General features: G+C 42.6%; 14 protein-coding genes. 9 read left to right on the top strand and 5 right to left on the bottom strand.

Annotation, left to right across the window (positions count from 1 at the left end):
* Window positions 1-156: 156 nt before the first annotated feature.
* From GO495_RS20645 to GO495_RS20635, 3 genes are read left to right on the top strand one after another with little or no spacing between them, the layout of a single operon-like run.
* Window positions 157-1,176, top strand: coding sequence for a zinc-dependent alcohol dehydrogenase family protein (locus GO495_RS20645; RefSeq protein ID WP_240915276.1), 1,020 nt, complete (start codon window positions 157-159; stop codon window positions 1,174-1,176).
* A gap of 9 nt (window positions 1,177-1,185) precedes the next feature.
* Window positions 1,186-2,175, top strand: coding sequence for a hypothetical protein (locus GO495_RS20640; protein ID WP_157301623.1), 990 nt, complete (start codon window positions 1,186-1,188; stop codon window positions 2,173-2,175).
* 1 nt (window position 2,176) lies between these two features.
* Window positions 2,177-2,896 carry a polysaccharide deacetylase family protein gene (locus GO495_RS20635; protein ID WP_157301622.1) on the top strand — a complete coding sequence of 240 codons (720 nt, stop codon included), beginning with the start codon at window positions 2,177-2,179 and terminating at the stop codon, window positions 2,894-2,896.
* 47 nt (window positions 2,897-2,943) lie between these two features.
* On the opposite strand, the gene GO495_RS20630 is transcribed toward GO495_RS20635, so the two are convergent.
* From GO495_RS20630 to GO495_RS20620, 3 genes are all read right to left on the bottom strand, one after another.
* Window positions 2,944-3,495 (bottom strand): HdeD family acid-resistance protein, encoded by a 552-nt coding sequence (locus GO495_RS20630; RefSeq protein ID WP_157301621.1) that lies wholly within the window; start codon window positions 3,493-3,495, stop codon window positions 2,944-2,946.
* A gap of 10 nt (window positions 3,496-3,505) precedes the next feature.
* Complete coding sequence (locus tag GO495_RS20625) at window positions 3,506-4,315, bottom strand: universal stress protein (protein WP_157301620.1); 810 nt, start codon at window positions 4,313-4,315, stop codon at window positions 3,506-3,508.
* Between the two features lie 123 nt (window positions 4,316-4,438).
* Window positions 4,439-5,302 (bottom strand): helix-turn-helix domain-containing protein, encoded by an 864-nt coding sequence (locus GO495_RS20620; RefSeq protein ID WP_157301619.1) that lies wholly within the window; start codon window positions 5,300-5,302, stop codon window positions 4,439-4,441.
* Window positions 5,303-5,382: 80 nt separating this feature from the next.
* Between GO495_RS20620 and GO495_RS20615 the strand changes: the two genes are divergently transcribed.
* The 4 genes from GO495_RS20615 to GO495_RS20600 all read left to right on the top strand — a co-directional run bounded on the left by GO495_RS20615 (window position 5,383) and on the right by GO495_RS20600 (window position 9,126).
* Window positions 5,383-6,714 carry an SMI1/KNR4 family protein gene (locus GO495_RS20615; RefSeq protein WP_157301618.1) on the top strand — a complete coding sequence of 444 codons (1,332 nt, stop codon included), beginning with the start codon at window positions 5,383-5,385 and terminating at the stop codon, window positions 6,712-6,714.
* 50 nt (window positions 6,715-6,764) lie between these two features.
* Window positions 6,765-7,256 (top strand): methylated-DNA--[protein]-cysteine S-methyltransferase, encoded by a 492-nt coding sequence (locus GO495_RS20610; protein ID WP_240915275.1) that lies wholly within the window; start codon window positions 6,765-6,767, stop codon window positions 7,254-7,256.
* 138 nt (window positions 7,257-7,394) lie between these two features.
* Window positions 7,395-8,159, top strand: a complete 765-nt coding sequence (locus tag GO495_RS20605) for an SDR family NAD(P)-dependent oxidoreductase (protein ID WP_157301616.1) — start codon at window positions 7,395-7,397, stop codon at window positions 8,157-8,159.
* Window positions 8,160-8,229: 70 nt separating this feature from the next.
* Complete coding sequence (locus tag GO495_RS20600; protein WP_157301615.1) at window positions 8,230-9,126, top strand: helix-turn-helix domain-containing protein; 897 nt, start codon at window positions 8,230-8,232, stop codon at window positions 9,124-9,126.
* Window positions 9,127-9,270: 144 nt separating this feature from the next.
* Here GO495_RS20600 and GO495_RS20595 read toward each other — a convergent pair whose 3' ends face one another.
* Entirely contained in the window at window positions 9,271-10,011 is a 741-nt protein-coding gene (locus GO495_RS20595) for an ATPase (protein ID WP_157301614.1), read from the bottom strand.
* Complete coding sequence (locus GO495_RS20590; RefSeq protein WP_157301613.1) at window positions 9,992-10,318, bottom strand: hypothetical protein; 327 nt, start codon at window positions 10,316-10,318, stop codon at window positions 9,992-9,994. Before GO495_RS20590 ends, GO495_RS20595 begins: the two co-directional genes overlap by 20 nt.
* Window positions 10,319-10,502: 184 nt before the next feature.
* Between GO495_RS20590 and GO495_RS20585 the strand changes: the two genes are divergently transcribed.
* Together GO495_RS20585 and GO495_RS20580 are read left to right on the top strand one after the other, a co-directional pair.
* Window positions 10,503-11,882 carry an MATE family efflux transporter gene (locus tag GO495_RS20585; protein WP_157301612.1) on the top strand — a complete coding sequence of 460 codons (1,380 nt, stop codon included), beginning with the start codon at window positions 10,503-10,505 and terminating at the stop codon, window positions 11,880-11,882.
* A gap of 9 nt (window positions 11,883-11,891) precedes the next feature.
* The gene (locus GO495_RS20580) at window positions 11,892-12,830 is read left to right on the top strand and encodes a helix-turn-helix domain-containing protein (protein WP_157301611.1); all 939 of its coding nucleotides are present in this window, start codon (window positions 11,892-11,894) and stop codon (window positions 12,828-12,830) included.
* Window positions 12,831-12,865: the final 35 nt, after the last annotated feature.

Here is a 12,865-nt window from a genome sequence, read left to right as displayed (position 1 = left end):
TCCAAAAGTAACATTGTCTGTCAGGCAAAACAATGACCCAGGTTAATACCCCCGGTGATTCTCATCATAACTAAATAAGGATCAATGATATTAATGACTACCATCATTGATGGTCCAAAGCGGGGTGGCTACATTTGTAGTTATTAAATCACCCCCATGATGACAGCTTCACTACCGGATACAATGCAGGCCATGGTTATGGAAACAGAAGGTTCTCCCCTGGTTATGAAAACACTGCCGCTGCCGGTTCCCGCAGACGGTCAGGTACTTATCAAAGTGATGGCTTGCGGGATATGCAGAACGGACCTTCATATTATGGACGGGGAATTAAAAAATCCCAAACTGCCACTGATCCCGGGACATGAAATAATAGGAAGAGTGGTCAGTACCGGTAAAAATATTACACATCTGCATCCGGGAGATATTGTAGGAGTTCCGTGGCTGGGATATACCTGCGGGACTTGTAAATACTGCCTTCAGCATCATGAAAATCTTTGTGAGAATGCACTGTTTACCGGCTATACAATGAATGGCGGGTATGCAGAATATACAGTAGCATGGGAACAATATTGCTTCATTATGCCTGCTGTTTATGCCAATGCCAGTGGCGCCCCCCTTTTATGTGCAGGACTTATCGGGTACCGTTCCTGGCAAATGATCGATCAGCATGCACAAAATATCGGCATATATGGTTTTGGCGCTGCTGCGCACATTCTGGCTCAAATTGCCCGGTTTAAGCATAAGTCTGTTTACGCCTTCACCAGGTCGGGGGATACAGCGGCACAAAAATTTGCGATTGAAGAAGGTGCCGTATGGTCTGGCAATTCACTGGAAACACCTCCCGAAAAACTGGATGCTGCTATCATTTTTGCACCATACGGGTCGTTGGTACCCTTGGCCTTATCCTGCCTCGACAAAGGAGGCACGGTTGTTTGCGGTGGTATACATATGAGCGATATTCCGGCCTTCTCATATGACATATTGTGGGAAGAACGATCTATAAAATCAGTTGCTAATCTTACCCGCGCAGATGGAGACTCATTACTGGCAATAGCAGAGCAGGTCCCTGTTAAAACGGCTATTAATCGTTTTCCGCTTGATCAGGCCAATGAAGCACTTGAAAAACTGAGAAAGGGAAATATTCAGGGAGCGATCGTATTAATCATTGAATCATAAAACGTCTTTATGAAACTACTGCTATTACCAATACTGTTATTTGCGGCCTGTAACCAACCCCCTATAGATGCAGCAGCTCCTGCCCCGACTGAGACTGACACCATCGTTTCCCAACCAGCGGCAAGAACAGATACCATAGGTTATTACAGAAAAATGTTGCATCTGCGGCACTACAAACCTTCTCTTAAATGGCCGGTCGAAAATGAGCCTCCCTTATCAGGAGCTATTCTTCCTTATAAAAGAATAGTAGCTTACTATGGGAATCTTTATTCCACCCAGATGGGAATACTGGGAGCGTTACCCCCTGCCGCTATGAAAATGAAATTATTGCAGGAAGTAAAAAAATGGGAACAGGCAGATACATTGTTCCCTGTGCAGCCTGCACTTCATTATATCGCTATTACCGCACAGGGGAAACCAGGAAAAGACCACAAATACAGGCTTCGAATGCCCTTTAGCCAGATCGACAGTATATTGCAGATGGCAAAAGGCATCAATGCCATCGTATTTCTTGATATACAGGTAGGTTTAAGCACCTTGCAGGAAGAAATCCCCACACTGGAAAAATATCTGCGTATGCCCCATGTACACCTGGGCATCGATCCGGAATATTCTATGAAAGACGGTTCTGTACCCTGTACCAAGATCGGCACTTTTGATGCCGCAGATATCAATTATGCTGTCCAATATCTTTCAGGGCTTGTAAAGCAAAATAATCTGCCACCAAAAATATTAGTCGTACACCGTTTTACCCAGGCGATGATAACCCATTACGGGAATATCAGGCGTTCTGATGAAGTACAGATCGTGATAAACATGGACGGCTTTGGTTATCCTGCAAAAAAGATAGATTCCTATAAATATTTCGTAGCAAAAGAACCAGTACAGTATACAGGTTTCAAACTCTTTTATAAGAATGATCTGACCAACGGGAAGATCATGCAACCTGAAGAAGTATTGTTATTATATCCTTCACCAATTTACATTCAATATCAGTAATATGTTTACTTATAAAATTCTTTCCCTGGTCATGTGTCTATTGTTTCAGCGTCCGCAGGTACCTGTATTATGTTATCATAACATGCATGCATCCGGTGGTCATCCGGATAATGTCCTGTATATTAGTCCGGCACAGTTCAGCAATCAGATGCAATGGCTTAATAAAAACGGTTACCATAGTATTACCCCGGATGAATTGTACGCCTATCTTCATAATGGAGCGACATTACCTGCTAAAGCGGTAATGATCTCTTTTGATGACACGCATGAAGAGCATTATACTGTTGCTGCTCCCATATTAAAGCGATATGGATTCAGAGGCGTATTTTTCATTATGACCGTTTCTATCGGAAAGCCACATTACATGACAGCAGCACAGATCAAATCACTCTCAGACAGCGGGCATATTATTGCCTGTCATACCTGGGACCATCCGAATCTTTCGAAGGTCAGTACATATGATACCCAGAAACAGTTAGTACATCCTAAACAATTACTGGAAAAAATTACGGGTAAAACCGTTTCATATTTGGGTTATCCTTTTGGAGGATGGAATGAGCAGGTAGTGAAAGATGTTAAAGCAGCAGGATTTAAAGCCGCCTTTCAACTGGACCGTCACTCTTTTTCCGATGATCCGCTATATAGCATCCGCCGGATCATGATATCAGGCAGCTGGTCCGGGGAGCAACTGGAAGAGAAAATGAAAACGGCCTTTCATTAAACAAAAATGCCACAAATTATCTTCGTGGCATTTTGTTTAATTGCAGACTATATCCGGGTAATATTATGCAGCGATTTCAGTTTCACTGAGAGTAGAATTCTAAAGATCCCAACCCCAAAAAATGCCATTGCAGTAAACACTACTATGAATAATGGTTTCCAGATCAGCAGGAAAGAAAATAGCAGCGCCAGTAAGCTAAGACCCAGTAGCCAGCTCCATCCCGGAACCTGATACGTTCTGAGATCAAATGAAAGCCCCATGATGATCATAGAACGGAACATCAATCCGAAGCCTATAAAAAATGGAAGCACTACCATGGATATACCCGGGATGGACATCAGGAGAGCACCCAGGAGCAGATCAATGATCCCTCCTGTAAATTGCCAGCCCCAGCCATCCAGATGGTCTTTATTAGCGATAGCAAAAAATATCTCCAGTACCCCATTTATAAAAAAGGTAATGCTGAACAGCATGCTTAAGATGGTGTAGGATGCAAGAGGAGTAAGCAGCACGCAGATGCCTACAAGGATAAACAGGACACCCAGCACCAGGGATATCCACCAATGTTTAATAGCATTTTCTACTGTTTTGATGATCATGATGTAATTTTTATTCAGGTAATGTAATAACTGGTATGGCAGGATGCCAGCAGATCCTCTTTGAAACGCTTTTGTGAAAAACTGCCGCCAGCAGGTTCCTGCTTTTAGGGACCAGCAGCAATAAATCGATCTGATTTTCTGCTATAAATTCGTTGATCCCCTTTTCTACATTATCATGATGGATCGAATAGTAAGCAGGGGTTAATGCACTTAATGTATTTTCAACCAATTCAACTTCATTCTTCGTATCTTTTTCCGATGTCTTTATGTTCAGTACCAGTAATTGTGCGTTGAAAAGCCGCACGAATTTTTCTATTTTGCTGAATGGCAGTGCCCTTGTATTCTGCATATCACAAGCCAGCACCATTTTTTTCACAGTGGTATAAACAGTATCTGAAGGAATAACGAATACCGGATAATTCAGTCTTTGAATTGCTTCTCCGCTGTTACTCCCCAGTAAAACCCTGTCCACTGCCGATTTTCCCTGTGCACCCATTATTACTGCCAATGGCTTTACTTCATTGCAAATGCTGGTTAATTCAGGTACAACTAAACCACTTACACTATTAACAGATACAGGTATCCTGTTCTTTGTTCTCGTGATCAATTCCTCTTTTAACTTGTTCAACTCTTCCTCTGAATCTTTTTCCATACCAGTATAAAAATCTGCGGCTACAGATATACCTGAGATCAGTATTGACACATCGATTACGTGAAACAGGATGATTTCAGCATTAATCTGTACTGCCATATCAGCAGCATATCTGGCGGCATTCCGGGAGGCTGTTGAGAAGTCAGCAGCTACGATGAGCTTTTCCATATTCGGGTTTTTATATTACCCAAATTTACGCTCAGGGATGATCATGGATAATGATGCTCATCATTTGCAGGCATGATCACACTCAACCTTTCCCGAAGACAGGTGATTAAGAAATTCAAACAGTTATCTCAGGGAACCGGGAGTAACGCCTGTTTGCTTTTTGAAGAAGTTATTGAAATAGGTCGGGTATTCGTAGCCGAGGCTCCAGGCGATCTCATTGATGCTCCAGCCGGTATGTTGCAGTAATGCTTTTGCTTCACTCAGGATGCGTTCAGAGATATGGACTGAGGTGGTTTTACCGGTTACTTCCTTCACGGCACGGTTCAGGTGGTTGACGTGTACAGAGAGGTGTTCTGCGTAGTCATTGGCAGTCCTTAATTTTAAGGCATACTGCGGGGAATCGATGGGAAACTGGCGTTCCAGCAGTTCGAGGAACATCGACGCGATACGTGCAGCCGCGTTCTGGTGTTTGAAATAGTTCTCCACCGGCTGCATTTTCATGGCTTCATGCAGTAACAGGTGGACGTGGTTACGTAGTAAGTCGTACCGGTGAATGTAGTCTGAATTAAATTCCCGGCGCATGTTCCGGAAGATGGAGCTGATGTATTCCTGTTGTGCAGGATCGACGAAAAATACGGGATTACTGCCTATTTTAAAGAGCGGGGAATCCTTCAGGGCCCGGTCTTTCAGGAAGCCTTCGGTGAACAGGCAGAAAAAGCCTTCCTGTTCTTCTGAAATAGCTTCCCAGGCGTAGGGAATCATTGGATTGGAGAATATCAGGGCGGGGCGGTCTATTTCAACACCTTTATCAGCATAGTGTAAACGACCGGTACCTAATGACAAAGAAATCTTGTAAAAATCCCTTCTGTTGTAAGCTACTGTTTTGCGGGCAAACTCCTTTCTTTCAAATACAGTAAACTGATCTGTCATTTTCAGATCCGGGTATTTGCTACCAAAGAAATCCTGCGCGCTTTCAGCTTTGTTCATACGGCAAAGTTATGAAATTCAAACAACTTATATTCTTTCCCCGCTTTTATATACATTGCAAAGTTTTAATATAACTCCTTATGATCGAATCTGCCGTTGCGGGTATCCCCTATGAGAAAGCGCCATCCTCTCCCTATCAGTATACAAATGAAGCGATTGCTGATTGTGAGTTGCTGGCCGGTAACCCCTTCCCGGAAGATTTCAAATGGTATCTTTTACATGTCGGCTGGAGAAGGCTCTCTTTTGATCACCGGTCTATGCTGGTCCCCAATGGGGAATATATCTATCATTTACAGTTTGAGGCCGCGGAGCATCAGGCTTTTGCCATAAGTCGCTATAAGCAATACCTGCAGGAAAATACCTTATTGCCTCATGAAAAATCTCTTTACTTCCCGTTCGGGAAGGCGAGCGGAGAGATCAATCCTTCTCTCAGCTATCAATTGTTCGTTAGTCTTAATCAGGAGGATTATGGCGCTGTGTGGGCGGTCCTTTCAAATACTGCCCCGGTAAAAATAGCGGACAGCTTTACCCTGTTCCTTGCACAGATCAGTACAAGCGACAAGTTGAAACCAGTAGCCGCCGCCAATAACCAGGCATTGTTCCTTCGTTTGACGGAGCGTTATGTACCAGGGGTTTTACCTACTACTGCTGCGGATGCTGATCAGTTGATTCTGCTCTTTTTTACACAACCATTCGTTTTGAATGGCGCCCGCAATGTAGTATTTCAGTATCTGTCCAATGGCACACGGGTGGAAAATGAGCAACAATTTGCAACGCGGGCCGCTGCGTTTGAAAAATGGGCGGATCCCAGTGCAGCTTTGTCAAGGAAGGAGATCAGGATCAGTGCGCCCGTATTATTTGAGAACGGGGCTTATTTTAAATGGGAGAAACACAATTATTATCTTGTTACTGTGGATAGTATTGTCGGAGATCAGAGCTATTTAAGGGAAGAGTTCCTGTTATATCATGATGTGGTATGGTCTATGGTACGGCGTTACCGGTCTGCTATAGATGATGTAAAGATAAAAGGGCTGGGTACGTTTACATTTGATGATACTTACAAATGGACGTTAAAGAAAAAAGTAACGCCAGCCTGGAGTGAATTAGCGGCTGAATTGAATATTGACGGAGAGGAAGATGCGATGAGCACAACGCTTATTGCTTTTGTGAAAGAGGCGCTGGATAAAGCAGATTTTAAACCAGCGCTGGAAGCGTATATTTTCAATAATTATTTAGAGATGCCTGATGCGGAGAAACCCCTGTTAGCTACTCCGCAGGAAGTATGGCAGCAACTCGGTAAGAACTGTAGTATCTATATTGATAGTGAGAATACGTTTCGCTTCCATGTTGATTGCGGCTGGGACCAGGAACATGGGGTGACGGTGAGGGTAAAGGATTGGGAGATTCAATGATAGTGTCGTATTTTTAGCTATTCATGGTAATAAAATATCACTATAAATATATGGACTCTCCCGTAGGGAGATTAACACTCATCAGTAGTGATAAGGGGCTTGCTGCTATTCTTTGGGAAAATGATGATCCGGGCAGGGTACATGCTAAAGCGGAAGTGGAGAATAATACTCATCCTGTGCTGTTGGAAACAGAACGGCAGCTGAATGAATATTTTGAAGGGAAACGGAACACTTTTTCCCTGGAGCTTGACCCGATAGGAACAGCCTTTCAGAAAGAAGTATGGGCAGCCCTGTTAACCATCCCTTATGGCGAAACCCGCAGTTATACCCAGATCGCTAATCAACTGGGGAATCCGAAAGCAGTGCGGGCGGTAGGTGCTGCCAATGGCAGGAACCCCATTTCTATCATTGTTCCCTGTCATCGTGTTATTGGGGCTTCAGGAGCCCTTACGGGCTTTGCAGGGGGATTGGAGGCCAAAGCCAGCCTGCTATCCCTGGAAGGCGTTAAAAGCAAGGAAATACAGATAGAAATCCCCTGGTGATGATCATCTGATAAACAGAAAAGGGTAGCAAATTGCTATCCTTTTCTGTTTATGATTGAATTTCGCAAATAACGGATTGATATGTTCAAACAGCGGGTTTATAAGTTTGCCACCTTTGCAGTATAAAAACAACACAAGATGGAACAGAAAAATAAAATAGCGCTTGTTACAGGCGGTAGCCGGGGCCTGGGTAAAGACATGGCTTTACGCCTCGCAGAAAGAGGAATTGATGTTATCCTCACTTACAATAACCAGATGCAGGATGCACAAGGGGTAGTAGCACAGATACAGCAGGCCGGGCAAAAGGCAGCAACGCTCCAGCTCAATACCGGGGATCTGAAGAGCTTTGGTAATTTTACCACACAACTGCAGGATGTTTTGCGCAATACATTTGATGCTACCCATTTCGATTATCTTGTGAACAATGCGGGTATTGGCGGATATAGTCCCATTGCTGACGTCAGCGAAGACATGTTTGATGAACTGCTGAACATCCATTTTAAAGGCGTATACTTCCTGACACAAAAATTGCTGCCGTTCATCAATGATGGAGGAGGTATTGTGAATGTATCTTCCGGCCTCACCCGTATCGCAGTAACAGGTTCTTCTGTTTATGCATCTATGAAGGGAGCAATAGAGATATTCACACGTTATCTGGCCAAAGAATTGGGTGTACGGGGCATAAGAGCAAACACCATAGCTCCCGGCGCTGTCATGACGGATTTTGGCGGAGGACATCTCAGGAACAATGAACAGCTAAAACAGTTTGTAAGCAGCGTAACTGCGCTGGGCAGACCAGGTGTGGCAGAAGATATTGGCGGGGTAGTCGCTTTCTTATGTACAGAAGATGCCCGTTGGGTCAATGGACAGCGAATAGAGATCTCTGGCGGCATGCAATTGTAATTTCAGAATTATAGAACGGGGGCCAGATTGTCTGTGCCCCGTTTGTTTGTACCTTTGAATTTTAAATGATATGATCAGCAAAACATCCGTAGATAATTTTTATCAGAGAGCGACTGCCAGTCTTCCCGAAGGTATTACCAGGGAGATCGGGCATTTCAATGTATTTGAAACGGAGAAGCTATATAATAAAACAGACGGCACACGTATCATGCCTTACAGCCGTAGAGATTATTATAAAATCAGCCTGATACGGGGAAGGAACAGGGCAGAATATGCAGATAAAGTGATTGATATTGAGGAAAGTGCATTGCTTTTCGCAACCCCTAAGATCCCTTATCACTGGCTACCTCAGGATGCTGACCAGCAAGGTTTCTTCTGCATATTTACAGCAGATTTTCTGTCTAAAAACATACTGGATGATTTGCCCATATTCCGGCCGGGAGAATTACCTGTATTTCAGCTTTCGAAGGAAGAAGCCAATGAACTGGAACTGATTTTCCGGAAGATGTATAAAGAGCTGGCCGGTGATTACCTGTATAAATATGATCTGCTACGGAATCTTGTGCTGGAAGTCATTCATTACGGACAGAAGTTGCAGCCAATGTCTTCGCTTGGCTCCGTACAGAATGCTTCGGAAAGGATCTCTTCTTTATTTATTGAATTGCTGGAACGGCAGTTCCCTATTGAAGCATCACAGCGGCGGTTAGAGCTTCGTACGCCGAAAGATTATGCAGACAGATTAGCCGTGCATGTTAATCATCTGAATAAAGTATTAAAAGAAAATACTGGTCAGACTACTACTGATATTATCAGTAAAAGGGTAATACAGGAAGCGAAGATTTTATTAAAGCAAACCGACTGGAATATTTCCGAGATATCATTTATATTAGGGTATGATGATCTGGCCCACTTTTCCAACTTCTTTAAAAAGCATACTTCTCTTACACCGGTAGCTTTTCGCTCATAAAAGCTATATTTCCTTTGCCTGGTATGGTACAAGAACAGGTAATACTGCATTCTCCGGCTTGTTATAAGCTACCTCTTTTGTAAGTCCCAAAGTAAGAAGTTGTATATCTTATCTCCACTAAAAACAGAGACTGTTTATCACCATTTATACGCCTAACTTTTCTAAAATATATGTTTCAACCCAGGCAGGTATTTCATCTGAGAGAATTTTAACTGTTTTCCCATCTTCAATTTCTACTATCAGGCGATTAATCTCTAAAGAGTTATCCAGTATAAAACAACGATGACAGAAGGGAATCATTTCACTGACCAATTCCATTGACCGAACATATCGCTCCCGTATTTTTTCTTCATTAACGGGATGTCCACCTTTCTTCACTCTTAGTTCGACCCTTTTAACATTAATATCAGCTGATTCAGTAGATATAAAATAGAGATAATTTTTGAAACCTGCCTCATGCGCTTTTTTGAACATGTCAAGTTTAGAGCGATGGGACATAACTGTTTCAAACGAAAAGGTTTCACCTTTGGTCAATAATAAATTCCTAAGATAATCGGAAATTAATGCGGCTTCATAAGAATGAGTTTCATCGGTAAGTGTGATAACATTATTCGATAATGACAATCCTATATTAAAACCTTCCTGACGGGCTTTCGCTGCAAGCGTAGAATTTTCAAGATACTTGCGAAAGGCCTCTGGGGTAGATTCTACATTATAATCCCCTAAATTGATAAATCGCTTCTCTCTACTAGCCTTTTCTATATCATCTGCATTAATATAAGTACCCGTCTTTACAATTTTTTGTATTTCTTTGATAATTGTGCTTTTACCTGATCCATTTGGTCCGGCAAAAACACGCATACGACTAGCTGCTTTTTTTGACATACAAAACGGATCCTTTTGTTAACTTTTTATTCCGGGTAACTTCTTTCGGAGTTTTTATTTCTGCGATACGTACAACATCGCCTTGAGGCATTCTTTGAACAACCCAACCATCTGCCATGTATGTTATTGGAAGGTTCATCGCTTTATTTTCATTTATAGCGTTTATTCCTGCTCTGATTCCAATTTTTGTAATGAAATCAGGATCTCCTGTTTCTTCAAAAAAACTTAAATCCCAACTATGCTTGTCTACCTCTTTCCAAGAGTTTATTGATCTTGGCAGAACTCTCCATTTTTTTAGCTTGCTCATAATCTTTTTTATTATATATGAGTAATATGTATATAAACTTTAATAAAGTTACGCTTTTTAAAAGATTGAACCAACATGCTGTTAGTTAATAGTAGTGACTATTATCTTCTTATGTCGTAATCGCCCCCCTACTTTGGCATATCCACACCGTTGGGAAATTTTTTAAAAGGTGTAAGTTTGTAATATGAGCGTAATTAAAAAGATATACGGTATTGTGAGATTATCGCTGAATGGGGAACAACAGGATTATACGCAGGGTAGTATTCCCAGAGCAGTGTTCCTGCTGGCGATACCAATGATACTGGAGCTAAGTTTAGAGAGCGTGTTTGCACTGGTGGATATGTTCTTTGTAAGTAAACTGGGACAGAACGCCATTGCTACCGTAGGACTGACAGAATCCGTTATTACACTGGTGTATTCCATTGCGATAGGACTGAGTACTGCTGCTACCGCCATTGTGGCCAGAAGAATTGGTGAAAAGAACCCGGAAGACGCCGCACACGCAGGCGCCCAGTCCCTGCTTGTATCTTTGGGCATTACCCTGCTTTTAAGTGTGGCAGGCGTCGTGTTTGCTGCGGATATACTGGCGTTTATGGGAGCCAGTGCGGAAGTGGTAAAAGAAGGGGCCATTTTCACCAGGATCATGTTCAGCGGGAGCATCAGTATCATATTGCTGTTTCTGATCAACGGGATTTTCCGTGGCGCCGGAGATGCCGCAATGGCAATGAGAAGCCTCTGGGTAGCCAGTATTACCAATATCATATTATGCCCCATATTCATTCACTTATATGGATTAAAAGGAGCTGCCATCGCTACGGTAATAGGGAGAAGCTGTGGTGTGATTTACCAGTGTTTTCACCTGTTTAATGGTGACAGAATACTGAAATTCAAAAGAGAACATTTCAGGGTAGATATACCTATTATTAAATCGATTATCAAAATAGGATGGCCTGCCACCCTGCAGTTCCTGATTGCGAGCGGTAGCTGGATCATCCTGGCAAGACTGGTAGCAGAAACAGGTGGTACCGCCGCTTCTGCCGGTTACCAGATAGCCATCAGGAATTTCGTGTTCTTTATGCTGCCTGCCTGGGGCCTCAGTAATGCCGCCGCTACGCTGGTAGGACAAAACCTGGGGGCCAAACAGATAGAACGTGCAGAACAAAGCGTGATGCTCACCGCAAAATACAGCGCCATCTTTACCGGCTTTGTAATGGTTTTGTTCCTGTTTTTCGCCACTCCTATCATCCGCTTCTTTACACCTGATGAAGACGTAATAGGATTCGGTACCCTGTCGCTCCAGATCATCGGGTCCGCTTATATCTTTTACGGACTGAGCATGGTGATGACACAGGCGTTGAATGGTGCAGGTGATACCAGAACACCGACCGTCATTAACCTGATCTGCTTCTGGGCATTCCAGATACCATTGGCCTATTTTTTGTCAAAAGGATTAAATTTGAAGGCTACTGGTGCTTTTATCGCCGTACCGGTTGCAGAAACAGGTATCGCATTGCTGGCCTGGTACTTCTTTAAGAAAGGGAAGTGGAAAACGATAAAGGTTTAATATTTCTTTATGAGCAGGAAAAAGAAAGAAGAGAAAATACTGGCCTTTAACAGCCTGATGGAGCAATACGTACATTTCGGTTTACCTACAGATAGAATTGATGCCAATACACAGTTCACCATTCATAACCTGAAGGATATTCATGATAAGCTCCCCTACACTTCCCTCACTTACAGGGCCAATTTTTACTCCTTCGTATTTGTAAAAAATGGCAGCGGGAAATATACAACGGATGCGCACACCTTTCCTACGGAACCAGGTACTATCTATTTTACCAATCCGGGGCATTATAAGTCATTCGAATGGCATACACTGGAAGAGGTGTATTTAATAACGCTCAGTGAATCTTTCCTTAAAGAGAACGTACATCCTAATATCTTCCAGGAATTTTCTTTCTTACTGGCTGAAACAGTACATCCCAAAACATTAAAACCTGAAATATTCTCAGAATTTGAACAGCTCTATCTACAGATATTAAAAGAATATTTTTCCAATTCACCTTATAAGAACAGGATGATAGGTAACCTGTTCGTTGTTGTATTACTGAAGATAAAAGAATATTTCTGGGAAGATTATAATCCTATTTATGAAGGTAACCGCAGTTCTCAGATCGTGAAGAACTTTAAACGTACACTGGAACAACATTACAGAGATCTGATGAGCGGGAAAGCAGATAAACCATTCAGGGTGCAGGATTATGCAGATGCTCAAAACTTACATGCCAATTATCTCAGTAATGTAATTAAAAGTAAAACAGGGAAACCCATCGGTACCTGGATCACAGATAAAACGATCGCGGAAGCGAAATCACTTTTACAGAATACGGATGTTCCTATTAAAGAGATTTCTTACCAGTTAGGATTTACAGAGTCTACCCACTTCAGTAACTACTTTAAGAAGCATACAGACCTTACACCGGTGTTGTACAGGAAACAGGCGAATGCGTAGCGCAATCCCGCTACTAAATAGTAGCGGGAGCACCT

Source organism: Chitinophaga oryziterrae (genome assembly GCF_009758125.1).
In the GTDB taxonomy this organism is placed as follows: domain Bacteria; phylum Bacteroidota; class Bacteroidia; order Chitinophagales; family Chitinophagaceae; genus Chitinophaga; species Chitinophaga oryziterrae.
This window is presented reverse-complemented; position numbering and strand designations above follow the sequence as displayed.

Bases quoted from the DNA above. Each gene is read 5' to 3' on its own strand.
- GO495_RS20645 (WP_240915276.1), top strand. From the start codon at position 157: ATGATGACAGCTTCACTACCGGATACAATGCAGGCCATGGTTATGGAA.
- GO495_RS20640 (WP_157301623.1), top strand. From the start codon at position 1,186: ATGAAACTACTGCTATTACCAATACTGTTATTTGCGGCCTGTAACCAA.
- GO495_RS20635 (WP_157301622.1), top strand. From the start codon at position 2,177: ATGTTTACTTATAAAATTCTTTCCCTGGTCATGTGTCTATTGTTTCAG.
- GO495_RS20630 (WP_157301621.1), bottom strand. From the start codon at position 3,495: ATGATCATCAAAACAGTAGAAAATGCTATTAAACATTGGTGGATATCC.
- GO495_RS20625 (WP_157301620.1), bottom strand. From the start codon at position 4,315: ATGGAAAAGCTCATCGTAGCTGCTGACTTCTCAACAGCCTCCCGGAAT.
- GO495_RS20620 (WP_157301619.1), bottom strand. From the start codon at position 5,302: ATGAACAAAGCTGAAAGCGCGCAGGATTTCTTTGGTAGCAAATACCCG.
- GO495_RS20615 (WP_157301618.1), top strand. From the start codon at position 5,383: ATGATCGAATCTGCCGTTGCGGGTATCCCCTATGAGAAAGCGCCATCC.
- GO495_RS20610 (WP_240915275.1), top strand. From the start codon at position 6,765: ATGGACTCTCCCGTAGGGAGATTAACACTCATCAGTAGTGATAAGGGG.
- GO495_RS20605 (WP_157301616.1), top strand. From the start codon at position 7,395: ATGGAACAGAAAAATAAAATAGCGCTTGTTACAGGCGGTAGCCGGGGC.
- GO495_RS20600 (WP_157301615.1), top strand. From the start codon at position 8,230: ATGATCAGCAAAACATCCGTAGATAATTTTTATCAGAGAGCGACTGCC.
- GO495_RS20595 (WP_157301614.1), bottom strand. From the start codon at position 10,011: ATGTCAAAAAAAGCAGCTAGTCGTATGCGTGTTTTTGCCGGACCAAAT.
- GO495_RS20590 (WP_157301613.1), bottom strand. From the start codon at position 10,318: ATGAGCAAGCTAAAAAAATGGAGAGTTCTGCCAAGATCAATAAACTCT.
- GO495_RS20585 (WP_157301612.1), top strand. From the start codon at position 10,503: ATGAGCGTAATTAAAAAGATATACGGTATTGTGAGATTATCGCTGAAT.
- GO495_RS20580 (WP_157301611.1), top strand. From the start codon at position 11,892: ATGAGCAGGAAAAAGAAAGAAGAGAAAATACTGGCCTTTAACAGCCTG.